This is a genomic window from Streptomyces davaonensis JCM 4913 (assembly GCF_000349325.1).
Taxonomy (GTDB): domain Bacteria; phylum Actinomycetota; class Actinomycetes; order Streptomycetales; family Streptomycetaceae; genus Streptomyces; species Streptomyces davaonensis.
Genome location: NC_020504.1, coordinates 2,493,458 through 2,516,886, shown reverse-complemented (window position 1 = coordinate 2,516,886; position 23,429 = coordinate 2,493,458). Strand labels below are relative to the sequence as shown.

21 protein-coding genes are annotated in these 23,429 nt (G+C 72.3%); 1 reads left to right on the top strand and 20 read right to left on the bottom strand.

Annotated features, from left to right (window positions below; translation table 11 throughout):
• Positions 1-4: 4 nt before the first annotated feature.
• From BN159_RS47440 to BN159_RS10790, 20 genes are all read right to left on the bottom strand, one after another.
• On the bottom strand, positions 5-130 hold the full coding sequence (locus BN159_RS47440) for a hypothetical protein (RefSeq protein WP_015657010.1): 126 nt from the start codon (positions 128-130) through the stop codon (positions 5-7).
• On the bottom strand, positions 127-1,764 hold the full coding sequence (locus BN159_RS10875) for a TRAFAC clade GTPase domain-containing protein (protein ID WP_015657009.1): 1,638 nt from the start codon (positions 1,762-1,764) through the stop codon (positions 127-129). Before BN159_RS10875 ends, BN159_RS47440 begins: the two co-directional genes overlap by 4 nt.
• Complete coding sequence (locus BN159_RS10870) at positions 1,764-4,262, bottom strand: GTPase-associated protein 1-related protein (RefSeq protein ID WP_015657008.1); 2,499 nt, start codon at positions 4,260-4,262, stop codon at positions 1,764-1,766. Before BN159_RS10870 ends, BN159_RS10875 begins: the two co-directional genes overlap by 1 nt.
• Complete coding sequence (locus BN159_RS10865) at positions 4,259-5,500, bottom strand: TRAFAC clade GTPase domain-containing protein (RefSeq protein WP_015657007.1); 1,242 nt, start codon at positions 5,498-5,500, stop codon at positions 4,259-4,261. Before BN159_RS10865 ends, BN159_RS10870 begins: the two co-directional genes overlap by 4 nt.
• Entirely contained in the window at positions 5,497-7,605 is a 2,109-nt protein-coding gene (locus BN159_RS10860; RefSeq protein WP_015657006.1) for a hypothetical protein, read from the bottom strand. Before BN159_RS10860 ends, BN159_RS10865 begins: the two co-directional genes overlap by 4 nt.
• 99 nt (positions 7,606-7,704) lie before the next feature.
• The gene (locus BN159_RS10855) at positions 7,705-8,445 is read right to left on the bottom strand and encodes a sirohydrochlorin chelatase (RefSeq protein WP_015657005.1); all 741 of its coding nucleotides are present in this window, start codon (positions 8,443-8,445) and stop codon (positions 7,705-7,707) included.
• Between the two features lie 6 nt (positions 8,446-8,451).
• Entirely contained in the window at positions 8,452-9,339 is an 888-nt protein-coding gene (locus BN159_RS10850) for an ABC transporter permease (protein ID WP_015657004.1), read from the bottom strand.
• Positions 9,326-10,114, bottom strand: coding sequence for an ABC transporter ATP-binding protein (locus BN159_RS10845; RefSeq protein WP_015657003.1), 789 nt, complete (start codon positions 10,112-10,114; stop codon positions 9,326-9,328). Before BN159_RS10845 ends, BN159_RS10850 begins: the two co-directional genes overlap by 14 nt.
• Before the next feature lie 32 nt (positions 10,115-10,146).
• Positions 10,147-11,250 carry an aliphatic sulfonate ABC transporter substrate-binding protein gene (locus BN159_RS10840; RefSeq protein ID WP_015657002.1) on the bottom strand — a complete coding sequence of 368 codons (1,104 nt, stop codon included), beginning with the start codon at positions 11,248-11,250 and terminating at the stop codon, positions 10,147-10,149.
• A gap of 34 nt (positions 11,251-11,284) precedes the next feature.
• On the bottom strand, positions 11,285-12,613 hold the full coding sequence (locus tag BN159_RS10835) for a sulfate adenylyltransferase subunit 1 (protein ID WP_015657001.1): 1,329 nt from the start codon (positions 12,611-12,613) through the stop codon (positions 11,285-11,287).
• A 2-nt stretch (positions 12,614-12,615) separates the two neighbouring features.
• Complete coding sequence (gene cysD, locus BN159_RS10830; protein WP_015657000.1) at positions 12,616-13,554, bottom strand: sulfate adenylyltransferase subunit CysD; 939 nt, start codon at positions 13,552-13,554, stop codon at positions 12,616-12,618.
• Positions 13,551-14,138 carry an adenylyl-sulfate kinase gene (gene cysC / locus BN159_RS10825; RefSeq protein ID WP_015656999.1) on the bottom strand — a complete coding sequence of 196 codons (588 nt, stop codon included), beginning with the start codon at positions 14,136-14,138 and terminating at the stop codon, positions 13,551-13,553. Before cysC ends, cysD begins: the two co-directional genes overlap by 4 nt.
• A complete protein-coding gene (locus tag BN159_RS10820; protein ID WP_015656998.1) occupies positions 14,135-14,845 on the bottom strand; it encodes a phosphoadenylyl-sulfate reductase in 711 nt (236 codons plus the stop codon). Before BN159_RS10820 ends, cysC begins: the two co-directional genes overlap by 4 nt.
• Positions 14,842-15,021, bottom strand: a complete 180-nt coding sequence (locus BN159_RS10815) for a hypothetical protein (RefSeq protein WP_015656997.1) — start codon at positions 15,019-15,021, stop codon at positions 14,842-14,844. Before BN159_RS10815 ends, BN159_RS10820 begins: the two co-directional genes overlap by 4 nt.
• Positions 15,018-16,715 (bottom strand): nitrite/sulfite reductase, encoded by a 1,698-nt coding sequence (locus tag BN159_RS10810; RefSeq protein ID WP_015656996.1) that lies wholly within the window; start codon positions 16,713-16,715, stop codon positions 15,018-15,020. Before BN159_RS10810 ends, BN159_RS10815 begins: the two co-directional genes overlap by 4 nt.
• Before the next feature lie 129 nt (positions 16,716-16,844).
• Entirely contained in the window at positions 16,845-16,928 is an 84-nt protein-coding gene (locus tag BN159_RS47540; RefSeq protein WP_310591794.1) for a putative leader peptide, read from the bottom strand.
• A gap of 125 nt (positions 16,929-17,053) precedes the next feature.
• On the bottom strand, positions 17,054-17,626 hold the full coding sequence (locus BN159_RS10805) for a GNAT family N-acetyltransferase (RefSeq protein WP_015656995.1): 573 nt from the start codon (positions 17,624-17,626) through the stop codon (positions 17,054-17,056).
• A 17-nt stretch (positions 17,627-17,643) separates the two neighbouring features.
• Positions 17,644-18,807 (bottom strand): hypothetical protein, encoded by a 1,164-nt coding sequence (locus BN159_RS10800; protein WP_015656994.1) that lies wholly within the window; start codon positions 18,805-18,807, stop codon positions 17,644-17,646.
• 150 nt (positions 18,808-18,957) lie between these two features.
• Positions 18,958-20,235 carry a helix-turn-helix domain-containing protein gene (locus tag BN159_RS10795; protein ID WP_015656993.1) on the bottom strand — a complete coding sequence of 426 codons (1,278 nt, stop codon included), beginning with the start codon at positions 20,233-20,235 and terminating at the stop codon, positions 18,958-18,960.
• Positions 20,236-20,482: 247 nt separating this feature from the next.
• Positions 20,483-22,123: an acyl-CoA dehydrogenase family protein gene (locus tag BN159_RS10790; RefSeq protein WP_015656992.1), complete on the bottom strand. Its 1,641-nt coding sequence runs from the start codon at positions 22,121-22,123 to the stop codon at positions 20,483-20,485.
• 97 nt (positions 22,124-22,220) lie between these two features.
• On the opposite strand from BN159_RS10790, the gene BN159_RS10785 reads away from it, so the two are divergent.
• Positions 22,221-23,366, top strand: coding sequence for a YihY/virulence factor BrkB family protein (locus BN159_RS10785; protein ID WP_015656991.1), 1,146 nt, complete (start codon positions 22,221-22,223; stop codon positions 23,364-23,366).
• Positions 23,367-23,429: the final 63 nt, after the last annotated feature.

The following is a 23,429-nucleotide window of genomic DNA, read 5'->3' as shown; positions in this document are numbered from 1 at the left end:
GTCGTCACAGTCGGGCCAGCAGCCACTGCGCCAGCCCCACCAGGCCGAGCACTGTCAGCACGATGGAGGCGACGAACACGCTTGCCACGGCCCGCCGCCAGCGCCCGATGGACGGTGTCACCTGGGTCATGCCGGGGTCCTCTCGCGGTCACGGATGCCGCGCAGCCGGATCCTGCGCTCCTTGGGTCCAGCGGTGCCGCCCGGCCCGACCAGCGCTCCGGTGCGCAGTCCCGAGGCGGCGAGCAGCCACAGCACCGGCTCGGCCGCCCGGCGCTGCTCGCTCTCCAGAGCCCCGGCGCCGGTGGCGGCACGGGCGCTGACCGCCCAGTAGCGAGCCGCCCGGAAGTCGCTCCGGAGAATCCGGACCAGTGGATCGAGCCCGATCCTGGTCAGCCAGTCGTCGACCTCCGCGCCCGGCACGGCCAGGGAGGTCAGCTGGTCCAGGACGTCCCGCTTGGTGACGACCGTGGCCACGGACAGCCGCTTCCGTCGCCCGGTCAGCGCCTGGAGTTCGCCCGCCAGCCGCTGGTAGGTGTCCCACGGCCCCTGCGACGAGGGGCGGGCCGCCTTGGCCCGCGCGAGGTCATCCGCGCCGAGCCTGCCGCGCACCTTGGGGTCGGCCAGGACGTCCGCGACGAGGACGACTCCGTCGGAGTGCTGGAGGTAGGGCTGGGCGCGCACCCGGTCGGCCTCGCTGACCGACTCGCCCATCGGGTCGTAGAGATACAGCAGCCGTCGGCGGCGCCCCCGGGTGACCGTCAGCATCAGGGGGCGCGGCTGGCCGCCGGTGGTGGCGCGGGCCCAACCGGTCCGCTGGAGCTCCTGGTCGAGGTCGTTCGCGGCGGTCCGGTCGTCGGCCGAGGCGTACTCGACGGTGAGCTCGCCGCGCCGCGCGAACGCGTGCAGACCCTCCACCATCGCCGCCATCAGCATCGTCTTGCCGGAGGAGGTGCCGCCGATCAGCGGCGTGTGCACCACCCGGGTGGAGCCGGTGACCTGCGGCAACCGCTTGGCGCAGTGCGGGCACTGGGTCGTCAGTGCCCCGCGTTCGGCGAACCGGGTCGTCGGCAGCCGGCGCCCGCAGGTGCACCGGTGCCACAGCAGGCCGTAGCGACCGGGCTGGAGCGAGGCGTGTTCGGCGTCGCAGCCGGGGCAGCGGTGCACGGCCAGCGGTACGGGCCGATAGCAGAGCGGGTAGGGGCACTTGACGCGCACGCCCCGGGCCAGCGCCCACGCCCGCTCGGCGCCCCGCAGCACCGGCACGGCCGCCGCGCAGCCCAGCCAGATCAGGGCCAGCAGCAGGGCGAACACCACGAGGAACAGACCGAGCAGCAGGGTGGCGAGGGCGGTGCCCACGAGCGCGCCCGCCGCCGTGCCAGGGGCCACGAACACGACCAGCAGCACCGCGCCCGCCGGGGAGGCGGCGCGCGCCCCCGAGGGCAGCCGGCCGCGGAACAGGTTCTTGCTGATCCGCTCCAGCCACGGGTCGGCCAGCTCGGTCCACACGATCACGAAGCCGTAGCTCGCGGCGCTCAGCCCGTCGACCCACATCTGCCGCCACCAGTAGGCGAGCGGGGCGGGTTCGTCGCCGCCGACGGCCGGGATCCGCTGGTCGGGGCGGCCCGAACGCCAGGGCCCGAGGCCCTGCCAGATCCCGCGCACCCCGATCCCGAGGAACTCCCACATCACCCGGCCCATGCCGACGCCGACGGCGATCACACCGCACCACGCCAAGTAGCCCCACACCACCGTCATGGCGGTCATCAGCGGCCTCCCCGGTACGGTGGCTCCAGGTCCCCGGGCCAGGCGGTGCCCGGCTCCACGCGCTTGCCGCGCCCGGACAGCCGCCCCGCGAGCCGCCCGAGCGCGCCGGGCCGGTTCCAGCCCCGGAACGCGTCGAGCTTGCCCCGCCCGGCCCGCCCGAGCGCCGCCTCCACCGCGGCCACGTCCTCGGCGGGCAGCGCCTTCACGATCGGCCGCAGCACCTTGGTGAGCAGCGCGGAACTCGTCTCGTCCCAGGCGGGATGGGTGCCGGAGTAGGCGCTCCACGCGCAGTAACAGGCGGCGACGTAGGACGGGACGACCCGCAGCCGGTCGCCCACCCGGGAGGAGCGCGCGGCGCGTTCGTACGCGGCCAGCAGTCGTGGCTCGCCGGACCTGGCCAGGGCGTACAGCTCGCTCTCCGGCGTCGAGGTGTCCAGCAGCCGCTCCGCGAGGGCGTCGCAGACGCGCTGCATCACCGTGTCCGGCACCGGCTCGGTCGTGCCGTCGCGCAACGTCAGCACATGGGCGACCCAGTTCTCGCCCTCGCCGGAGGTGCCCAGCAGTCCCGCGAACTCCAGCAGGAGCAGTGCCGGGCGCTCGGCGGGCCGCAGTTCCGTGCTGAAGCTGCGCAGCAGATCGACGGCGAGGTCCGGGACGTCGGGATCGTCGGGCGGCGCGGCGAGGGCGGCCTCGATCAGCACGTCCCGGGTACCGGCGGCCTGATGCAGATCCGACCCGAGCTCGTTCAGGAGCAGGCTCGCCTCCTGCCCGGTCGGCAGGACCCCCGCCCACACCAGATGCAGCGCGGTGCGCAGTACGGCGGTGTCGGCGTGCGGGGACACCCCGGCCGTGCGCAGCATCCCGTGGAACCGGGCGAGCCGGTCGCCCCCGGGCTCCGCCGCCACGCACATCCGCAGATGGGGGAATCCGGTCTGAAGCCCCACCGGCAGCCCCGATCCGGCCAGTGCCCGCGCCGCACCGGGTGGATCGGCGGCCGCCAGCGCGTCCAGCGAGCCGAACAGCGCGATCCGCAGAGCGGGGTGTTCGCGCACGGCGTCGAGCAGCGCCGCGGTCTCGAACCGGGGCGGGGGCGCCTCGACGGTTTCCGGCGCCCGCCGGGCGGGATGCCCCACGGGATGCTCCTCGGTCACGGCCGACCGTTCGTCCGGGGCCACGTCCACCAGAGCGCGCGCGAGCCGCCCCGCCAGCTCGGGAAGCAGATCCTGGCAGTCGACATCGAGCAGATCCGCGATCCGCAGCAGGGCGAGCGGACGTCCGTCGGAGGGCTGCCCGGCGTCCGCGATGCCGGAGCGCAGCGCGGGCGCGAGCCGACGGGCCAGCTCGGCATGGGCCTGCGGGGTCAGCGACCCGGGGCGCAGCGCGGGCACCGGGCCGCCGCCGAGTACGGCACTCGCCAGCACCTGGGCGGCGAGCGGGGCCGAGACGGCGGTGGGTACCTGTCCGTCCAGCCGCTCCAACAGGGTGGCGAGCGCGGCCGGTTCGTCGTCGTCCGCCCCGACCTGGCACAGCCCCGCGACCAGCGCGCTCAGCGTGGCCTCGGGCAGTACCTGCCCGGCGGCCCATCGAGCCGCGGCCGCCCGGGCGTCGGACCGCAGGCCGACGCCGGCCGCCAGCGCCGCCACCGCGAGCGGCCCCAGGCCGTCCCCCGAGTCGCGGAACAGATCGGGCCGCCCTGCGGTCCAGATCCGGGCACACACCTCCGCCCAGGTGTCGGCCACCGGCTCCGACGGCGGCCGCCCGGTGCAGTCGTGCACCCGGTACCGGTGATCCTGGACGATCCGCTCCGACGACGGCACCGCCCCCACGATCTGCTGACGAGCCTGCTGCGGACGACGGGTGTACGTCGTGAACGTCAGCCGGTGCGCCTGCTCCCGCGGCAGGACCGTGCAGGCGAGCGCGATCCACTGGGCGACGTCCGCGCTGTCGTGCTCCACGAGCACGATCTGACCGGCGCCCGGATCCTGCGCCACCGCCCGCAGATCGGCGAAGAACGGCGCCAGCCAGGCGGCCCGGGACGCCGCGAAGGCGACCAGCCCCTCCCGGCGCAGCAGTCCGGACGGCTCGAACCGGTCGACGGACCCGGGCCGCCCGTCCGCAGGAGTGGTGTCGGCCCAACGGGGCGACTCCCAGGCCGTGATGGGCAGCGCTCCGTCCGGCAGCCGCGCACCCGGGGGCAGATGCAGTGCGTGGGCGTGGAAGTTGCCCCAGCGCCCCGTGTAGTCGGCTCCGGTGTAGACGGAGCGGCTCAACAGGCGTCCGCCGTCGGACAGTTCGGAGAAGGAGAAGGCCTTCGGGAAGCTCTTCAGCTGCTCCGCGTCCGGGCGGGCCGGACAGTCGCGCGGCGGCTCGTAGCCGATGAACTGCTCCGCCTCCCGCAGCAGCCCCTGCGGCACGCCCGCGCTGACCGCGGTGAACCGGAAGCCGGAACCGTCCGGGCCCGGCGGCGCGGACGTGTAGTGCAGCTGGGCCAGGGTCACTTGACCCGCTCCTTCCCCGTCGAACGGTGCACCGGCAGCAGTCCCCGCCGGGCCAGCAGCCACAACAGCGGATCCTCCACCCGGATCGGCTGCGGACCGGACTTGGGCACGTCCGCCGGTGCCTCGGCGGGCGGTGGAGCGCCCAGCGCCGACAGCCCGAACAGGGCGAACTCGGCGAAATCCAGCTCCAGTTGCCGGACCAGCCTGCCCGACTCCCAGTCGGTGAGCAGGGAGCGGATCTCCTCGTGCACGCCGAGCCGGTCGTCGTCGTCGAGCGCGCCGTCCGGGTGCGGGGCGTTGCGCAGCACGGGGGAGTGCGGGTCGAGGAGCGGTCTGAGCATGTCGGTCTTGGTCACCGCCACCGCGATCGGTGTGGCCACCCGGCCCCGGGAGCCGCCCTTGCCGTGGGCGTGCAGCCGGCGGGCGAGGTCGGCGACGATCTGCTGCGGCGGGGTCTCCACCACGGGCAGCGGCGGACCGTCGTGGACCGGCAACCGGTGCCGGACGGAACCGAGTTGGAGCGGGTCAACGAGCAGGACGATGCCGTCAGCGGCACTGAGGTAGCGGGTGTAGCGGTCCATCGCCTCGGCGTCCGCGAGATCCTCGCCCGCCGCGTCGAAGAAGACGAGCGCGGTGTGCCGGGTCCCGGAACCGAGACGGCCGCGCCGGGGCAGGCTGAGGCGGTACAGCAGCGGGTCGTTGAAACCGAGGGCCGCCGGTCTGGTGGCGTCCGGCAGCCGTAGCCGCTCGTACAGGTCCTCGGCCATCTCCCGGTCCCGCATCTGTGTGCTCTGCCCCATCGCGGCCAGCGTGGCGTGGTAGGCCTGCCCCACCCGGTGGTTCAACTCGTTGACCAGCACCGAGACATACGTGCTCTTGCCCGACGCCTTCGCCCCGACCAGGGCGATGATCCGGCTGTCGTGGTCGCAGTAGTCGCTCGGCAGGTCGTTGTGGCAGGACCCGCACACCCGGGTCGTGGTGCCCACCCCGCACCCCGGGCACGGCACACTGCTGCCCGTGCCGACCCGCCAAGTGGCCTTGCGGGGCGGCGCGAACACCGGCCCGCGCATCCGGGCGCCCGGCGGCACCCCCGGACCCATGAACCCGGCCCAGACGTCGTCGCGTTCGGGCCCGCAGGGCCCGCCGCCGCGCACGCCGGTCGGCGTCATCAGACAGCGGTAGGGCAGCTTGGCCGCGGAGGAGCGGGCGAAGCAGTAGGGGCAGATCACGGTCGTCATGGTCGGCGCACCACCAGGGTCGCGGGGGAAGGTTCTTCCAGTCGTACGGCGGCCGCGTGCTCGCCCAGCAGGAAGCCGCGCAAGGTGTACGGGGTCGGAAGCGGCGCGGCCGGCAGTTCCTGCTCGACCGTGCCGTGCCGGGTCAGTTCGGTACCGGGGATACGCAGAACGGTCGTGCCGTCGGCGGCGCTGCGCGGCCGGAGCGTCCCGCTGCGGGCGACACACACGAACTCGGGGACCTCCGGGCCACCCGCACCACCGAGGGAGGACAGGGTGACCCTCAGCAGGGTACGGCCCTTGCCGAGGAACCGCCGCCGGTCGCGCACGAGTTGATAGCCGATGGAGGCGTCCGGCGGCAGCACGTACTCGGCACCGGCCGCGGTCACCACCACCCCCTCCGGCGCCTGCGGCACGGCCGTGGCGCGCAGCCGCACCTCCCGCGGCCCCAGGGGCAGCCGCAGCCCGCCGTGCCGGTAGGCGTGCGCGGTGACGGTCCGCTCGCCTTCGCCGTCGGGCCCGTCCCATCGGACCACGAGCTGGTTCGTGGCTTCGGGCCAGTCCAGGAGAATCGAGACCGTCCCGTCCGGCAGCCGCCGGGCGGTGAGCCCGGTCACCGGCTGGAGCACCTCGACATCGACCACGGGCCCGGCCAGCGCCCGTTCGCCCAGTACGGAGACGGCCGCGACCCGGGTGTGCCCGGCAGCCGGTGAGGTGACGGCGGGCGGCAGCTCGGACGTCCGCAACTCCGCGCCGGGCGCCGGTGGTTGGCCCGGCCACGCCACCAGCCGGACCTCGGCGCCCGCACCTCCGGTCCAGTCGAACCGTACGGTGTCGCCGTCGGGCGTGGCGGTGAGGGTGCGGACGGGCTCGGGCCAGCGGTGGACCGTACGGGTGGCGCGGACGCCGGGGGAGGGGACGAGGCGTCCGTCCGGCGCGCGGTAGTGGCACACGACCCGGAGGGCATGGCGGCCGACCGGCAGTCCGGTCGCGGTGAAACCGTCGGCGCGGACGGCCGGCCGCGCCCCCGCGGCCAGCTCTACGGTCACCTCCGTGGCACCCGGCGGTCGTCGCCAGGTCCCGGCGATCCGCTCCCGTCCGTCGGTCAGCGACAGCCCGGCCACCTCGGGCGCGAACAGCACCCGGCGCGAGACCAGCGGGGGCCCGGCCACCCGCCCGTCCGCCAGAGGGAACGCGGCGTAACGGACCGCGGTGCCGAGGGGTACGGCCGGGTCCCGGGCGGCGGGCACCTCGCGCACCCGGGGCTCGCCCCGCTCCGTGCGGTACAGACACAGCAGCCGCCAGTCGCAGTCGGCGCGGTCCCAGTCCAACTCGATGTGATCCAGGGCGAGTTCGGTGCGCAACGGGGATCGGGATCCGGGCCGGTGCACCCGTACGAGGCCCCGCAGCGCCCGTCGGTCGTCGGCCGCCAGGTCCAGCGCGCGCAGATACCGTTCGCTCGCGGAGTCCGGCGCGCCGTCCTTCTCGGCGCAGCGCGCCGCCGCGAGGGCCGCCTCGACATTCGCCAGCCGGGCGGTCAGCGAGGTGCGCAACCGCTCCAGTCCCGGGTCGCCCTGCGGTAACCGTTCGACCAGTCCGCGCACGCGGTGCAGCCGCCGCCGCTCCCAGGCGTCGGCCACCGACTCGGCCGCGTCCCGCTGTCGCCGGTCCAGCGTGGGCCGCAGTCTGGCCGCCGCCACCAGACCGGCCCTTTCGTCGGGATGCACGCCCAGGTCCTCGACCGAACAGGACTCCTGGAGCAGGCAGATCAGCTGATACAGCACGACCCGGCGCGGTCCCTGCGGATCACGCCGGTACAGCCCTGCCAGCAGCTCCGCCACCCGGGCGGTGGGGGTGGCGGAGCCGGAGAGGTCGTCCAGCAAGGCCGCGTCGACCCGGCGTCGGGCGCGTGGGCCGCCGGCGGGGACGTACAAGCCGTCCAGGACACGTAAGTCGCCCGCGGGAGCCAGTGCTTCGCCGATGTGCCGTAACCCTGCCCCGTGCTGGGCCGCGGCGAGTTCGCCGTAGCCGACGACCAAGGGGCTCAGCGGCAGCCCGGACAGAGCCTGAGGCAGGCCCAAGTGATGCCCGAACTCACGACCCGCCACGCGAACTGCTCTCCCCCGCTTGTCTACGAGGGACCATCCCAGCAGACAGCCAGGGCAAGGGAGGCGCCTTTTGCCGAATCCGACCGGGCAGGGATGAGATCAGGCGCCCACGGCCGCCAACACCGGCACGCGGGCCTCGTCGTAGCGCTCCAGCAACAGTCGCGCCACCTCCGGCGCCGGGCCCAGGACATCGGCCAGGACGTCCGCGTCGGCGGCGCCGCGGGCGATGCGGTCCGGGAGGAAGCCGGGGGCCAGGACGTACGGGGCGACGGCCACGCGGGCGCAGCCGAGGGCGCGGAGTTCGCGGACCGCGTCCTCGGTGCGGGGCAGGGATGCGGAGGCGAACGCGGGTCGCACGGCGCACCAACCGGTGTGCCGCCACTCCCGCGCGATTGCTGCGATCACCGCGCTCGCCTCCGGGTCGGTGGACCCCGCCGAGGCCAGCACGACCCCGGTCGAGGACTTGTCGGCGGGGGTCAGCCCCGCCTCGTACAGCCGCCGCTCCAGCGCCGTCAGCAGCAGCGGGGACGGCCCGAGCACCTCCGCCTGCCGGATGCGCAGTTGCTGCGGCGCGTCCCGCAGTACGACGGGGATGTCCGCCTTCGCGTGGAAGGCACGGGTCAGCAGCAGGGGCAGCGCGACCACGTCCCGCACGCCCTCGGCCGCCAGGGACTCCAGTACGCCCTGCACGGAGGGGATGTTGAAGTCCAGGTAGCCGGTCTCCACGCGCAGCCCGGGGCGCAGCGAGCGCACGCGCCGTACCAGGGCGTCCACGGTCGCGGCGTGCCGCGGGTCGCGGCTGCCGTGGGCGATGACGAGAAGAACCGGAGTGCGGCGCATGGGACTTCAGCTCCTCGCCAGCAGACCGCGGCTGCGCAGCACCCGGCGCTCCAGCGGGCTGAAGATCAGCAGGTCGATGGCGATGCCGACGAGCAGGATCAGGAAGATGGCCAGGAAGACCTGGGACATGCTGGCGTTGTTGCGGCCGTTCTCCAGCAACTGGCCGAGCCCGACGCCGAGATCGGGGGAGGAGGCGATGATCTCGGCGGCCATGAGCGAACGCCAGGAGAACGCCCAGCCCTGCTTCAGTCCCGCCAGATAGCCGGGCAGCGCGCCCGGCATCACGATGTGCCAGGCGCCCTTCAGACCGGTCGCGCCGAGGGTGCGTCCGGCGCGCAGGAACAGCGGGGGGATCTGGTCGATGCCCGCTACCAGGCCGTTGGCGATGGAGGGGACCGCGCCGAGCAGGATGACGGCGTACATCATCGAGTTGTTCAGACCCAGCCACAGCACGGCCGGCGGCACCCAGGCGACCGAGGGCAGGGACTGGAGGCCGGAGAGGATCGGGCCGATGGCCGCGCGGACGAACTTCACGCGGGCGACCAGCAGGCCGAGCGGGGTGCCGATGGCCAGGGCGAAGAGGAAACCGAGCAGGCCGCGCGAGACGCTCGTCCAGATGTAGTCGAGCAGGGTGCCCTGGAGCCAGGCCGTCCGGACCTCGTCCCATACGGCGGACGGCGCGGGGAGCTTGTAGGCGGGGGCTATCTCGGCCCAGACCAGCAGCTGCCACACCACCAGGACCAGTGCGACCGCCGTGACCGGCGGCAGCACCTTGCGGACCAAGGTCTCGCGCAGGGGGGTGCGGGTGGTCTGGACGGTGTCGAGGGCGTCCAGACCCGCTTCGAGTCCGGCGAGGTCGTTGCCGTCCTTGGCGGTGGTGTCAGTGCTGGCCATGGCGGCGGATCTCCCCACGCAGTTCTTCGGTGATCTCGACGGACAGTTCGGCGACCTCGCTGTCCTCGATGCGGCGCGGGTGCGGGATGGAGACGGTCCATTCCCGGGCGATGCGGCCGGGGCGGGAGGACAGGAGCACCACGCGCTGGGCGAGGCGGACGGCCTCGCGGACGTTGTGGGTGACGAAGAGGACCGACAGGCCTGTCTCGCGCCAGATCCGGGTCAGCTCGTCGTGCAGCACGTCCCGGGTGATGGCGTCGAGCGCCGCGAACGGCTCGTCCATCAGGAGCAGCTTGCTGTCCTGGGCCAGCGCCCGCGCCAGGGCGACGCGCTGGCGCATACCGCCGGACAGCTCGTGGACCCGCTTGCCGTACGCCCCGCCCAGGCGGACCAGCTCCAGCAGCTCCTCGGCCCGGCCGTGCCGTTCGGCCTTCGGAACACCTCGCAGTTTCAGCGCGAGCTCGATGTTCTTGCCCGCGGTCAGCCACGGGAACAGGGCGTGCTCCTGGAACATGAGCGCCGGGCGGCCGTCGGTGGTGATCTCGCCCGCGGACGGCTTGTCCAGTCCCGCGACCAGGTTGAGGAGGGTCGACTTGCCGCAGCCGGAGGCGCCGAGGAGAGTGACGAACTCGCCGGGCGCGACATCGAGGGTGATGTCGTCCAGGACGAGCTGCTGCCCGGCGGGGCCGCCGAAGGACTTCGAGACGTGGGCGATGCGCGCGGCGTGCTCCACGGACGCGTCCGTGTCGACAGCCTTGGCGAGGGCGGTTGCCATGGTCGTCACCTCCTGGGAAATCGTCGGATCCGCTACTTGACGCCGAGACCGGCGTCGTCGGCCTCGGGTTCGCCCTCGGCTCTGAGGACCCTGTTCAGCGGTGTCAGGTCGTAGATGCCGGTCAGGTCCGACCGCTCCAGCAGACCTGCCTTGACGGCGTGCTCCGCCTGCGCGTCGAGCGTGGCGGCCAGCGGATCGTCGGTGAACCCGATGGACGGCCAGGCCCGGTCGACGACATCGGCGGGCAGCGCCTTGCCGGTGTCCACCGCCAGCTGCGCGTTGGCCGCGGCCTTCGCCTTCTCCGGGTTGGCGTTGATCCACCGGTTGGCCTCGACGGAGGCCTTCAGCACCGCCTCCACGGCCTTGGGGTGCTCCTTGAGGAAGCTCTGCGACACGATCACGTTCGTGATCACGAACTCCTTGCCGGGCCACAGATCGGCCTCGTCCAGCAGCACCTTCCCGCCCTCGGCGACCAGCTTCGAGGCGGTCGGCTCCGGCACCCAGGCGCCGTCGATCGAGCCGGACCGGTAGAGGTCGGGCGTCACCTTGTTGTCCGAGCGGACGACGGAGACGTCACCCTTGCCGCTCTGCGCGTCGACCTTCCAGCCCTGCTCGGCGATCCAGTTGAGGAACGCCACGTCCTGCGTGTTGCCGAGCTGCGGAGTGGCGATCCGCTTGCCCTTGACGTCCTTCAGGGACGGGACCTTCTCCGGGTTCACCACCAGCTTGACGCCGCCGGAAGCGGACCCGGAGATGATCCGCAGGTTCGAACCGTCCGCCTTGGTGTAGCCGTTGATCGCGGGCGACGGCCCGATCCACCCGATGTCGATGGACCCCGAGTTCAGCGCCTCGATCTCCGACGGACCGGCGTTGAACGCCGCGTACTCGGCCGTCGTACCGCCCAACTGCTTCTGGAAGATGCCCTCGTGCCGCCCCACCAGGGCGGTCGCGTGGGTGAGGTTCCCGAAGTAGCCGATCCGCACCGAGTCCAGGCCGTCGACCTTCGCCGCCCCCGGGATGGCCTGCTCGGTGTTCTCCACGGCCTGGGAGCCGTAGCCGCAGGCGGCCGCGAGCGCGAGCAGCGGCAGCACGGCCAGTACCGCGAGGGTACGGCGGATGTTCGGGTACGGGGTCAACGCGGCACCCCGCCCGGTGCGTTCGGGTACATGATCAGAAGTCCCAGCCGTCGTCCTCGGCCTCGTCCTTGACGGGCTCCGGGGAGGCGAAGGACTCGCCGACCATGCCGGCGGTCAGCGTGGTGCCGTCGCTGGGGTCGATCAGGATGAACGAACCCGTGCGCCGCGAGTCGGCGTAGGAGTCGACCGGCAGCGGCTCGGCGGTACGGATCTTCACCCGGCCGATGTCGTTGGCGACGAGCTGTCCCGGGTGCGGGTGCAGGGACAGGTCGTCCAGCGTGAGCCGGGACGGGATGTCCTTCACGATCGCCTTGACCGTGCGGGTGCCGTGCTTGAGCAGCACCCGGTGGCCGACGGTGAGCGCGGCGTCGGCGACATGGCAGACGGTCGCCTCGATGTCCTGGGTGGTCGGCGGCGCGTCCTTGCTGGGCACGATCAGGTCGCCGCGCGAGATGTCGATGTCGTCCTCCAGCAGGAGGGTCACCGACTGGGTGGTCCAGGCGACGTCGACCGGCTCGCCGAGCACGTCGATGCCGGAGATCTTCGTGGCGCGGCCCGACGGCAGCACGGTGACCTGCTCGCCGACCCGGAAGGAGCCCGCCGCGATCTGGCCCGCGTAGCCGCGGTAGTCGGGGTGCTCGGCGGTCTGCGGCCGGATCACGTACTGCACCGGAAGGCGCGCGTGGCAGTGGCTCAGGTCGTGGGTGACGGGCACGGTCTCCAGGTGCTCCAGCACCGTCGGGCCGCCGTACCAGTCCATGTTCGCGGACGGCTCCACCACGTTGTCACCGGCGAGCGCCGAGATCGGGATCGCGGTGATCTCCGGGACGCCCAGCTCGGTCGCGTACGCCGTGAACTCCTCGGCGATGGCGGCGAACACGGACTCCTGGTAGTCCACGAGGTCCATCTTGTTGACGGCGAGGACCACGTGCGGGACGCGCAGCAGCGCGGCCAGCGCGGCATGTCGGCGGGTCTGCTCGACGACGCCGTTGCGGGCGTCGATGAGGATCACCGTCAGCTCGGCGGTGGAGGCGCCGGTGACCATGTTCCGGGTGTACTGCACGTGGCCCGGGGTGTCGGCGAGGATGAACCGCCTGCGCGGGGTGGCGAAGTAGCGGTAGGCGACATCGATGGTGATGCCCTGCTCGCGCTCGGCGCGCAGGCCGTCGGTGAGCAGCGCCAGGTCGGGGGCGTCCTGGCCGCGGTTGCGGGAGGCGTGCTCGACGGCCTCCAGCTGGTCGGCCAGCACCGACTTGGAGTCGTGCAGCAGCCGGCCGACGAGCGTGGACTTGCCGTCGTCGACCGAACCGGCCGTGGCGAACCGCAGCAGGGTCGTCTCGGAGAGTTCCGTGGTGGTGCTCATGCTTAGAAGTACCCCTCGCGCTTACGGTCTTCCATCGCGGCCTCGGACAGCTTGTCGTCGGCGCGGGTCGCGCCCCGCTCGGTGAGCCGGGACGCGGCGATCTCGGCGATGACCGCGTCCAGCGTGGTCGCGTCCGAGTCGACGGCACCGGTGCAGGACATGTCGCCGACCGTGCGGTAGCGGATGAGCCGCTTCTCGACGGTCTCGCCGTCCTTCGGGCCGCCCCACTCACCGGCCGTCAGCCACATCCCGCTGCGGGCGAACACCTCACGCTCGTGCGCGAAGTAGATCTCCGGCAGCTCGATGCCCTCGCGGGCGATGTACTGCCAGACGTCCAGCTCGGTCCAGTTGCTGAGCGGGAAGACCCGCACATGCTCACCGGGAGCGTGCCGGCCGTTGTAGAGGTTCCACAGCTCGGGGCGCTGACGGCGCGGGTCCCACTGCGAGAACTCGTCGCGCAGCGAGAACACCCGCTCCTTGGCGCGCGCCTTCTCCTCGTCACGGCGACCGCCGCCGAACACCGCGTCGAACTTCTCGCTCTGGATCTTCTCCGTGAGCGGCAGCGTCTGGAGCGGGTTACGGGTGCCGTCGGCACGCTCCTTGAGGACGCCGCGGTCGATGTAGTCCTGCACGGAGGCGACATGGAGCCGCAGCCCGTGCTTGGCCACCGCGCGGTCGCGGTACTCCAGCACCTCGGGGAAGTTGTGCCCGGTGTCCACATGCAGCAGCGAGAACGGCACCGGCGCGGGCGCGAACGCCTTCAGCGCCAGGTGCAGCATGACGATGGAGTCCTTGCCGCCGGAGAAGAGGATCACCGGCCGCTCGAACTCGCCCGCCACCTCGCGGAAGATGTGCACCGCCTCGGACTCCAGCGAGTCCAGGTGGGAGAGGGCGTACGGGGTGCGCGTGCCCTCCTCGACCGAGGAGACGGTCGTCGTCATGCCAGGCCCCTTTCGCTGAGCAGGGCGTACACGGCCGCCGCGGACTCCTGCACGGACTGGTTCTGCGACTCGATCCGCAGATCGGGCGACTCGGGCTCCTCGTACGGGTCGTCGACCCCGGTGAGCCCGGACAGCTCGCCCGCCGCCTGCTTGGCGTACAGGCCCTTCACATCGCGTACGGAGCACACCTCGACCGGAGTGGCCACGTGGATCTCCAGGTACGCCGCCCCGCTCTCCTGGTGGCGCTTGCGCACCGCCTCGCGGCTGTCGGTGTACGGCGCGATCACCGGCACCAGCGCCTTGACGCCGTTACGGGCGAGCAGATCGGCGAGGAAGCCGATGCGCTGGACGTTGGTGTGCCGGTCCTCGCGGGTGAAGCCGAGGCCCGCGGAGATGAACTCGCGGATCTCGTCGCCGTCGAGCACCTCGACACGGTGGCCCTCCTCGCGCAGCCGGCCGGCCAGCTCGTACGCGATGGTGGTCTTGCCGGCGGACGGCAGACCCGTGAGCCAGACGGTGGCTCCGGTCGTCACGTGGTTCTCCTTGTTCTCCGGCGCGGTCTCCGGAAACGGGGTCGTGGTCACAGGTGCAGTCCGCACTCGGTCTTGGCGCGGCCCGCCCAGCGGCCGGCGCGCGCGTCCTCGCCCTCCAGGACACGCCGGGTGCAGGGGGCGCAGCCGACGGAGGTGTAGCCGTCCATCAGCAGCGGGTTGGTGAGGACGCCGTGCTCGGTGACGTAGGCGTCCACGTCCTCCTGGGTCCACTTGGCGATCGGCGAGATCTTGACCTTCTGCCGCTTCTCGTCCCAGCCGACGACCGGGGTGTTCGCCCGGGTCGGGGACTCGTCGCGGCGCAGGCCCGTCGCCCACGCCCGGTAGCCCTTGAGGCCCTCCTCCAACGGCTGGACCTTGCGCAGCTTGCAGCACAGGTCCGGGTCGCGGTCGTGCAGCTTGGGGCCGTACTCCGCGTCCTGCTCGGCGACCGACTGACGCGGGGTGAGCGTGATGACGTTGACGTCCATCACCGCCTCGACCGCATCACGTGTACCAATGGTTTCGGGAAAGTGATAGCCGGTGTCCAGAAACACCACGTCAACACCAGGCAACGCGCGGGAGGCGAGATGGGCGACCACCGCGTCCTCCATCGAAGAGGTGACGCAGAACTGCCGGCCGAAGGTGTCCGCCGCCCACTGGAGGATCTCCAGCGCGGAGGCGTCCTCCAGATCACGGCCCGCCTGCTCGGCGAGCGCCTTCAAGTCCTCGGTGGCGCGGTCTTCCTGAGTGGTCGTCATATCTCGTCTCCCCCTGCTTCGTTCTGCTGAAGGCCCCGGGCCAGCAGCCCGAGGAACTTCAGCTGGAAGGCCCGGTTGCACGCCGCGCATTCCCACGCGCCGTGGCCCTGCTCGCTCGGACGCAAGTCCTCGTCACCGCAGTAGGGGCAGTAGAAGGGGGCGGCCCGCTCGCTCATGAGAGGGCCTCCTCGGAGGCGCGCGCGGCCCAGGCGGCGAACCGCTCGCCGTCCTCGCGTTCGGCCTGGAACCGCTTCAGGACCCGCTCGACGTAGTCGGGCAGTTCCTCGGCCGTCACCTTCAGACCACGCACCTTGCGGCCGAACCCGGCCTCCAGGCCGAGCGCGCCGCCCAGGTGCACCTGGTAGCCCTCGACCTGCTGACCGTCGTCGTCGAGGACCAGCTGGCCCTTGAGACCGATGTCCGCGACCTGGATACGGGCGCAGGCGTTCGGGCAGCCGTTGATGTTGATGGTGAGCGGCTCGTCGAACTCCGGGATCCGGCGCTCCAGTTCGTCGATCAGCAAGGAGCCGCGCGCCTTGGTCTCGACGATGGCGAGCTTGCAGTACTCGATGCCCGTGCAGGCCATGGTGCCGCGCCGGAACGGCGAGGGGTGGACGGTGAGGTCCAGTGCTTCCAGGCCCTCGACGAGCGAGTCGACCTGGCCCTGCTCGACATCCAGCACGAGCATCTTCTGCTCGGCGGTGGTGCGGACCCGGCCCGAGCCGTGTGCCTCGGCCAGCTCGGCGATCTTCGTCAGGGTGGTGCCGTCGACGCGGCCCACGCGCGGGGCGAAACCGACGTAGAAGCGGCCGTCCTTCTGCGGGTGCACGCCGACGTGGTCGCGCCAGCGCTCGACGGGCTGGGCCGGGGCCGGGCCGTCGGTCAGCTTGCGCTTCAGGTACTCGTCCTCAAGGACCTGGCGGAACTTTTCCACGCCCCAGTCGGCGAGCAGGAACTTCAGGCGGGCGCGGGTGCGCAGCCGCCGGTAGCCGTAGTCACGGAAGATCGAGATGACGCCCTCGTAGACGTCCGGGACCTCGTCCAGGGGGACCCAGGCGCCGAGGCGCTGGCCGATCTTCGGGTTGGTGGACAGACCGCCGCCGACCCACAGGTCGAAGCCGGGGCCGTGCTCAGGGTGGTTCACACCGACGAACGCGATGTCGTTGATCTCGTGCGCCACGTCCAGCAGCGGCGAGCCGGAGATCGCGGACTTGAACTTGCGGGGCAGGTTCGAGAACGCCTGGTTGCCGATGATCCGGCGCTGGATCTCGTCGATGGCGGGGGTTCCGTCGATGATCTCGTCGGCCGCGATCCCGGCGACCGGCGAGCCGAGGATCACTCGCGGCGTGTCACCGCAGGCCTCGGTGGTGGACAGGCCGACCGCCTCCAGGCGGTTCCAGATCTCCGGCACGTCCTCGATCCGGATCCAGTGGTACTGGACGTTCTGCCGGTCGGTGATGTCGGCGGTGCCGCGCGCGAACTCCTGCGAGATCTCACCGATGACGCGGAGCTGCTGCGTGGTCAGCCGGCCGCCGTCGATGCGGACGCGCAGCATGAAGTACTCGTCGTCCAGCTCCTCCGGCTCCAGCACGGCGGTCTTGCCGCCGTCGATGCCCTGGCGGCGCTGGGTGTACAGGCCCCACCAGCGCATCCGGCCGCGCAGGTCGTTGGGGTCGATCGAGTCGAAGCCGCGCTTGGAGTAGATCGTCTCAATGCGTGTCCGCACATTGAGACCGTCGTCGTCCTTCTTGAACTGCTCGTTGCCGTTCAGCGGGGTGAAGTGCCCCGCGGCCCACTGGCCCTCGCCGCGGTGACGGCTCGCCTTGCGGCGGGGGGTCGCGGCGGCGGGGTTCTCAGGGGTGGCGGCCATGGTTGATACGTCCTTCGGGACAGGCGGGAAAGCGGCTCTGACCTGCGCGTGGGCGCACGGCAGACGTGCGCGTCCTTGCGCAGGAAATGCAGATAAAGGGGGATGTCTCGGGCGGTGCTGAACGTGCTCTCAGCGCGCCGGACAGATGGCGCTGGACATGCGGCCGAGGTCGACGTGCCGCCGACTCACCAAGGCAATTCCAGTTCCAGACATGACGGAAGCGTGTCACGGCGTTCTGGACACAGTCCAGCTTCGTCCACTATGCGGACACCCTTGTCCCGAAGAGCGAGACAAGGGTGTCCTTGGTCACATGGCGGGCAGGTGCCGCCCAGTGCAGGTCAGGCGGGGTATGCCCCCGGCCAGGGGTCCGGTGCGGACACCTCCGGCTGCTCCTCGACCTTGGTGTCGAACAGCTTGAAGCCGCGGCGCTGGTAATTGTCCATGGCGTGCTCGCCGTCGAGGCTGCATGTGTGCAGCCACACCCGCTTGGTCCCGGGCAGTCCGGGCCAGCGCTCGGCGAGGTCCCAGGCGCGGGCGGCGCCGTAGGAGAGCAGGTGGCCGCCGATCCGGCGGCCCCGGAAGGCGGGGAGCAGCCCGAAGTACTCGATCTCCACCACTCCGTCGTCCCGCGGGGTCAGCTCCACATATCCGGCGGGTGTGCCCCGGTCGTAGGCGACCCAGGTCTCCACTCCGGCGCGGTCCAGATGCTCCCGCCACTGGGCGTGGCTCCAGCCGAGCCGGTCGATCCAGCGGATGTCGCCGCCGACCGAGGCGTACAGGAAGCGGCTGAACTCGGGGGAGGGGACCTCGGAGCGGACGATCCGCACATCACCCTCGGGGGCGGCGGCCGACAGCAGGTCGGAGGGGTCCGTCTGCTCCAGGGACCAGGTGGTCACGGGAATGTTGGGCATGCCGCCCAGGGAACCATCTATTCCAGCGATCTGTCGATCGAGCTCAGCGGCAGTGCGAACAGGGTCCGCCCCGACTGCGACCAGACCTCCCCGGTCTCCTGCCAGTAGGACAGGGAGGGCGTCGACCCGCTCCAGCAGCGGTGGCTGTCATGGGCCCCGCACTGCGTGGTCAGAGCCCCGCCCGTGCCCTGCCGCCACAGCGTGCCGTGCTCCTCACCGGCCTGCGCCACATACCAGCGGGAGCGGTACGACAGCACCCCGCCGGGCCCGTCCGTCCCCGAGCGGAACGCCTCGGTCGCCCTTCCGGTGGCGAGCAGCCCGGTGCGGTCCGGGTCGGCGCTGAAGGCGTACCGCCACAGCCGGTCGCCGCCGCGCGCCACTAGGCTGTCCGGGGAGGTGGTGCGGTCCAGGGAGAGGCCGACGGGACTCGCCCCGGTCGACCGGTACACGCCGACGGCGGGCAGGACGAACCGCGAGCCGTCCGCCCCGGTCGCGCGCTGGACGCGGTGCATGTCGTAGACGTACAGGTCGTCCCGCGCGGTGACCAGGAGCTTGTCCTGGTACCAGACCATGCCGGAGACCGCCGAGCGCAGCGGGCGGTGGACACGGCCGTCGTCCGTCGGGACCGTGAGCCGCACCCAGGTGTAGCGGAGGCGGTCCAGTTCGGTGGCGTCGACGAACGCGACCCGGGAGGCGCTGCCGTCGGACCAGGCGGACAGCAGTACGCGCCGCTCGCCCCAGCGGCCGTCGTCGTCGGCGTCCCCGGAGGTGGTGACCGGTCCCGAGCGCCAGCCGCGGGTGTCGGCGGCGTCCCAGCAGTAGGAGCGGGTGGCCTCGGGCGCCACCGGCAGCGCCGCGCGCTCGGCGGTCGTGCAGTCGGCTGGTTCGCGCAGGGTGCGGTCGGCGTCGGCGAGCACCGCGTCGACCCCCACGGGACGGCCCAGTCGAGTGGCGAGCCGGTCCAGGGACCGCTCGGGCACCAGGTCCTCGCTCAGCCTGAGGGTGTTCAGCTCGGCGCGGGAGGTGAGGGGCTTCAGCGCCCCGGGGTCGTCGTCGACCGTGGCCTGGGAGGCGCTGATCATGGTGGCGGCCGCGGTGAGCGCCAGCGCGGTCCCCGCCAGCACTCCGCGCAGCGCACGGCCCCGCTTGCGCCGACGGTGTCTGCCGCGATGCCTGGTCATGACGTCCTCCCGAGGGCGAGCCAACTGCGCCTGACGGTCCGTGCGTTGATTCAGGAGCAGGTGGGGTGACCCGTAGGGGATGCTACGGCAGGGGAGAGGTGCGGCGGACGAAGACCCCGCAAATATGCGAAAGATGCCGCCTTGAGCACTTCAGGCGGTACGGCCCTGCGCCACCCCCGGCGCCGTCGAGTGCGGCAGCAGGTCATGGGGGTTCTCGGGGAGCAGGACCTCGACGTCGGCCTCCTCGCAGAAACGATACGGCCGATGTTCCAGTAGCCCGCCCAGATAGCGCCGTACGCGGGACATCTCGGCCCGGACCGTGACCGTGCGGCCCGCGTCGCCGAACATGTCCTCGGCCAGCTCCGCCGCGCTGCGACCGCCCCGGTGCAGGGCCAGCAGATACAGCAACTCGGCGTGCCGGGGACTCAGTTCATGGCTCCAGGTGCCCGCGGTGCCGGTCACCGTCATCGACCAGCGGCGCGGCTGCGACAGATCCAGCACGATCCGCGTGCCCCCGCTCGGCACCGGCTCGTCCGCGGGCCGCAGCAGCCAGCCGCCCGCCAGCGGCTCCACCGCGCACAGCCCGAGCGGCGGCAGCCACCGGCGGCCCCCCGTCAGCGACTTGGGCAACGCGATCCGGCTGACGTACGGCATCCCCGTCACCGCCGCGCACCAGCCGTCCCGGTCCACCACCAGCGCCCGCCCCGCCAGCCGGGCCAGCACCGGGGCCGCCACCGCCCGCAGTTGCTCCAGCGAGGTCAGATGCAGCTCCCGCAGCCGGGCCTCGGCGAGCTTGGCGACCGTGTCCACCCAGGCCAGGGTCGCCGGATGCATGGTTTCCAGCGGTCCGCTGACGTCCACCACGCCGATCAGCCGACCGTCCCGCGGATCCGTGATCGGGGCACCGGCACAGGTCCAGGTGGCGTGCGTGCGCACGAAGTGCTCGGCGGCGAAGACCTGCACCGGGCGGCGCACCACGGCCGGGGTGCCCACGCCGTTGGTGCCGACGACGTCCTCCCGCCAGTCGGCGCCCAGCTCGAAGCCGAGCCCGTCGGCCTTGCGCAGCACCGGCGAGCTGCCCTCCCGCCACAGCACCCGCCCGTCTTCGTCGGCGACGACCATGATGTGGTGGGCGACGTCCGCGACCGACAGCAGCCCCTCGCGCAGCACCGGCAGCACATGCCGCAGCGTGGAGGACTCCCGGCGCCGCTGCACCTCCTCGCGGGAGAGCAGTCCGGAGCGGAAGTCGTGGTCCGGGTCGACCCCGCTGCGCAGCATCCGGCCCCAGGACTGCTCGATCACCGGGCGCGGCGCGACGGGCGCGCGCTGTCCGGAGAGCGTGGCGTTGCGTACGTCGTTCAGCACCCGCGCCGCGCGCGCCGTGTCGACGGCCGCCAGCTGCGTCACGTCCATCGGTGACAGCGCCACTGGTCCTCCCCGGGATGGTGCCGATTCCTGACCGGTTGTCTCATAGTGACTCTCATCCTCCGCGGAGGGACGCAGTCCGCCCACAGCGGCCGATAAGTTGCAACCCCTTGCAACCCTGGTGGTCCGGCATGGCCTGATTGAAACTTGAGCAACGCCGTCCCGAGCGGCGTTCGTGGCCTCGAACGGGCCTGCGAGGGGGTGGTGCCGTGTCGGCGCAGCACCACCCCCTCCATGACATCCCCGCAGGTCATACGGGTCCGAGAGCGCGGGCCCGGTCGACCACGGCACCGAGCGGCAGAGTCGGCGGCAGCGTCCCGAAGGCCGTCCCCGCGTCCCCGCCCAGCCGCGCCGCACAGAACGCGTCGGCGACCTCCGATGGCGCGAACCGCACGAGCAGCGACCCCTGGAGCACCAGCGCCAGCCGCTCCGCCAGCCGCCGGGCCCGTCCCTCCACGCCCTCCAGATCGGCGAGTTCCGTCAGCAGGCCCTTGATCGCGCCGTCCAGCCGGTGATCGGCACCCCGCGCCTGCCCGATCTCCTGGAGGTAGGCGTTCAGCGACTCCGGCTCCCGGCGCAGCGCCCGCAGCACATCCAGCGCCTGCACGTTCCCCGCGCCCTCCCACACCGAGTTGAGCGGAGACTCCCGGACCAGCCGGGGCAGTCCGGACTCCTCGACATAGCCGTTGCCGCCCAGACACTCGGCCGCCTCCACCGTCACCGGCGTACAGCGCTTGGTCACCCAGTACTTGGCGGCCGGCACCGCGATCCGCAGCAGCGCCCGCTCCTGCTCGCCCCCGTCGTCGTAGGCCGCCGCGAGCCGCAGCCCCAGCGCGGTCGCCGCCTCCGATTCCAGCGCCAGATCGGCCAGGACATTGCGCATCAGCGGCTTGTCGACGAGCTTCCCGCCGAACGCCACCCGGTGGTCGCAGTGGTGGATCGCCTGCGCCACGGCCTGCCGCATCAGCCCCGCGGACCCGAGCACACAGTCCAGCCGGGTCGCCGCCACCATCCCGATGATGGTGCGCACCCCGCGCCCCTCGTCACCGACCCGGCGCGCCCAGGTCCCGGCGAACTCGACCTCCGCGGAGGCGTTGGACCGGTTGCCGAGCTTGTCCTTGAGCCGCTGGAGACGGAAGGTGTTGCGGGTGCAGTCCTCCAGGACCCGCGGGACCAGGAAACAGGTCAGGCCCCCCGGCGCCTGGGCGAGCACCAGGAACCCGTCGGACATCGGCGCCGAGCAGAACCACTTGTGCCCGGTCAGCTCGTAGGACTCGCCGTCGGGCAGCGGGCGCGCGGCCGTCGTGCTCGCCCGCACGTCGCTGCCGCCCTGCTTCTCCGTCATCGCCATCCCGAACAGCGCCCCGGCCTTCAGCCGGGCCGGCCGCAGCTCGCGCTCGTAGACTGGCGACGTCAGCCTCGGCTCCCACTCGGCCGCCAGGTCCGGGTCGGTGCGCAGCGCGGGCACCGCGGCGTGCGTCATCGACAGCGGACAGCCGTTGCCCGCCTCGACCTGCGTCCACACCAGGAACCCGGCCGCCCGCCGGACATGCCCGCCCGGCCGGTTCCAGGCCGACGTCAGCCCCGCCGCCACGCCCTTGCCGAGCAACCGGTGCCACGCCGGATGGAAGTCGACCTCGTCGACGCGGTTGCCGTAGCGGTCGTGGGTGCGCAGCCGCGGCGGGTTCTCGTTGGCCTGTGCCGCCCACTGCTGGAGCTGCGCCGAACCGGCCGACCGGCCGAGCGCCGACAGGTCCTCGCTCGCCTCGTCGAGCAGTTCCGGCGCGAGATGCCGCTCGACGGCCTCGGTGAGTGCCCGGTCCGTGCCGTAGACGTCGTACCCGACCAGGGGCGGGGGCTGGTTCGTCACGGTGTGGGTGGTGCCGTCCATGGTGCGAACCTACCGTTCCGTATCGAGCCGGTCATCTCACCGACGCGAGTCCCCCGGGCGGGACGGGGCAGGCTCTGACGGCGGATACCGTTAGGTCGTGCAGCCAGCAAGTGAATCCCCCCAGAGGCCGTCCGGCCGACTCCACCGGGCACGTGCCCTCTACCGGGACGTCTCCAAGCGCAGGACCGCCTGGCTGTTGCTCAAGGACACGGTCAACTCGTGCATCGAGTACCGCATCCTCGGTCTCGCCGCGGAGGCGGCCTTCTTCACGCTGCTGTCCGTCCCCCCGCTGCTGCTGAGCATGATCGGACTGCTCGGCTACGTCGACGACTGGACCGGCACTGACACCATCACCAGCCTGGAGGCCAACCTCATCGAGGCCTCCCGCACGGTCCTGTCCGACAAGGGCGTGCGGCAGATCGCCCAGCCGATCCTCGACGACGTGATGAAGGGCGGCCGCCCCGACGTCATCTCCATCGGCTTCCTGTTCGCGCTGTGGTCGGGCTCCCGCGCGGTGAACGTCTTCATAGACACCATCACCGTCATGTACGGCCTCGACGGCGTCCGCGGCATCGTCAAGACCCGGCTGGTCGCCTTCGTGCTGTTCCTGGTCGCCCTGGTGATCGGCTCGATCGCGCTGCCGCTGATGGTGGCGGGCCCGGACGCGGTTCTCAACGTCCTGCCGTGGTCGGAGACCCTCGTCCAAGTGCTGTACTGGCCGGTGGTCATCCTGCTGTCGGTCGCCTTCCTCACCACGCTGTACCACGTCTCCGTGCCCGTCCGCTCCCCCTGGATCGAGGACGTACCCGGCGCCCTGGTCGCCCTCGGCATGTGGGTCCTCGGCAGCTTCCTGCTGCGGATCTACCTCACCAACACCGTCGAGGGCGCCACGATCTACGGCTCGCTCGCCGCCGCGGTCGCGGTCCTGCTGTGGATCGGCGTGTCCGCGTTCGCGGTGCTCGTCGGGGCCGCCGTCAACGCCGCGATCGACCGGGTCTGGCCGGCCGCCGCGACGGCCGCGGCCCGCGACGCCAACGAGCGGCTGCGCCAGGCCCAGGTCGCGGAGTACGTGGCCCGCGCCGCCGCCCACCGCGAGGCCGTCCAGGAGGACCCGGACGACCCCGACATGCCCTCGGAGTTCCCCGAGCGCTGGTCCCGCTTCCTGCCCCACGAGGACGTGACCTCCCGGCTGCGCACCCACGTCAGGAGCACCCACCCCCCGCACAAGCCGGACGCCCCCTGAGAGCCTGTGTCACATCCCCGGCCGGGCGCGCGACGCCTGGCACGCACGCTCGCCGCGTTGCCG

Excerpts from the sequence above, each read along its gene's own strand:
- BN159_RS10805 (WP_015656995.1), bottom strand. The coding sequence starts at position 17,626 with ATGCCCAACATTCCCGTGACCACCTGGTCCCTGGAGCAGACGGACCCC.
- BN159_RS10835 (WP_015657001.1), bottom strand. The coding sequence starts at position 12,613 with ATGAGCACCACCACGGAACTCTCCGAGACGACCCTGCTGCGGTTCGCC.
- BN159_RS10850 (WP_015657004.1), bottom strand. The coding sequence starts at position 9,339 with ATGGCCAGCACTGACACCACCGCCAAGGACGGCAACGACCTCGCCGGA.
- cysD (WP_015657000.1), bottom strand. The coding sequence starts at position 13,554 with ATGACGACGACCGTCTCCTCGGTCGAGGAGGGCACGCGCACCCCGTAC.
- BN159_RS10800 (WP_015656994.1), bottom strand. The coding sequence starts at position 18,807 with ATGACCAGGCATCGCGGCAGACACCGTCGGCGCAAGCGGGGCCGTGCG.
- BN159_RS10815 (WP_015656997.1), bottom strand. The coding sequence starts at position 15,021 with ATGAGCGAGCGGGCCGCCCCCTTCTACTGCCCCTACTGCGGTGACGAG.
- BN159_RS10855 (WP_015657005.1), bottom strand. The coding sequence starts at position 8,445 with ATGCGCCGCACTCCGGTTCTTCTCGTCATCGCCCACGGCAGCCGCGAC.
- BN159_RS10845 (WP_015657003.1), bottom strand. The coding sequence starts at position 10,114 with ATGGCAACCGCCCTCGCCAAGGCTGTCGACACGGACGCGTCCGTGGAG.
- BN159_RS10820 (WP_015656998.1), bottom strand. The coding sequence starts at position 14,845 with ATGACGACCACTCAGGAAGACCGCGCCACCGAGGACTTGAAGGCGCTC.
- BN159_RS47540 (WP_310591794.1), bottom strand. The coding sequence starts at position 16,928 with ATGTCTGGAACTGGAATTGCCTTGGTGAGTCGGCGGCACGTCGACCTC.
- BN159_RS47440 (WP_015657010.1), bottom strand. The coding sequence starts at position 130 with ATGACCCAGGTGACACCGTCCATCGGGCGCTGGCGGCGGGCCGTGGCA.
- BN159_RS10875 (WP_015657009.1), bottom strand. The coding sequence starts at position 1,764 with ATGACCGCCATGACGGTGGTGTGGGGCTACTTGGCGTGGTGCGGTGTG.
- BN159_RS10810 (WP_015656996.1), bottom strand. The coding sequence starts at position 16,715 with ATGGCCGCCACCCCTGAGAACCCCGCCGCCGCGACCCCCCGCCGCAAG.
- BN159_RS10790 (WP_015656992.1), bottom strand. The coding sequence starts at position 22,123 with ATGGACGGCACCACCCACACCGTGACGAACCAGCCCCCGCCCCTGGTC.
- BN159_RS10865 (WP_015657007.1), bottom strand. The coding sequence starts at position 5,500 with ATGACGACCGTGATCTGCCCCTACTGCTTCGCCCGCTCCTCCGCGGCC.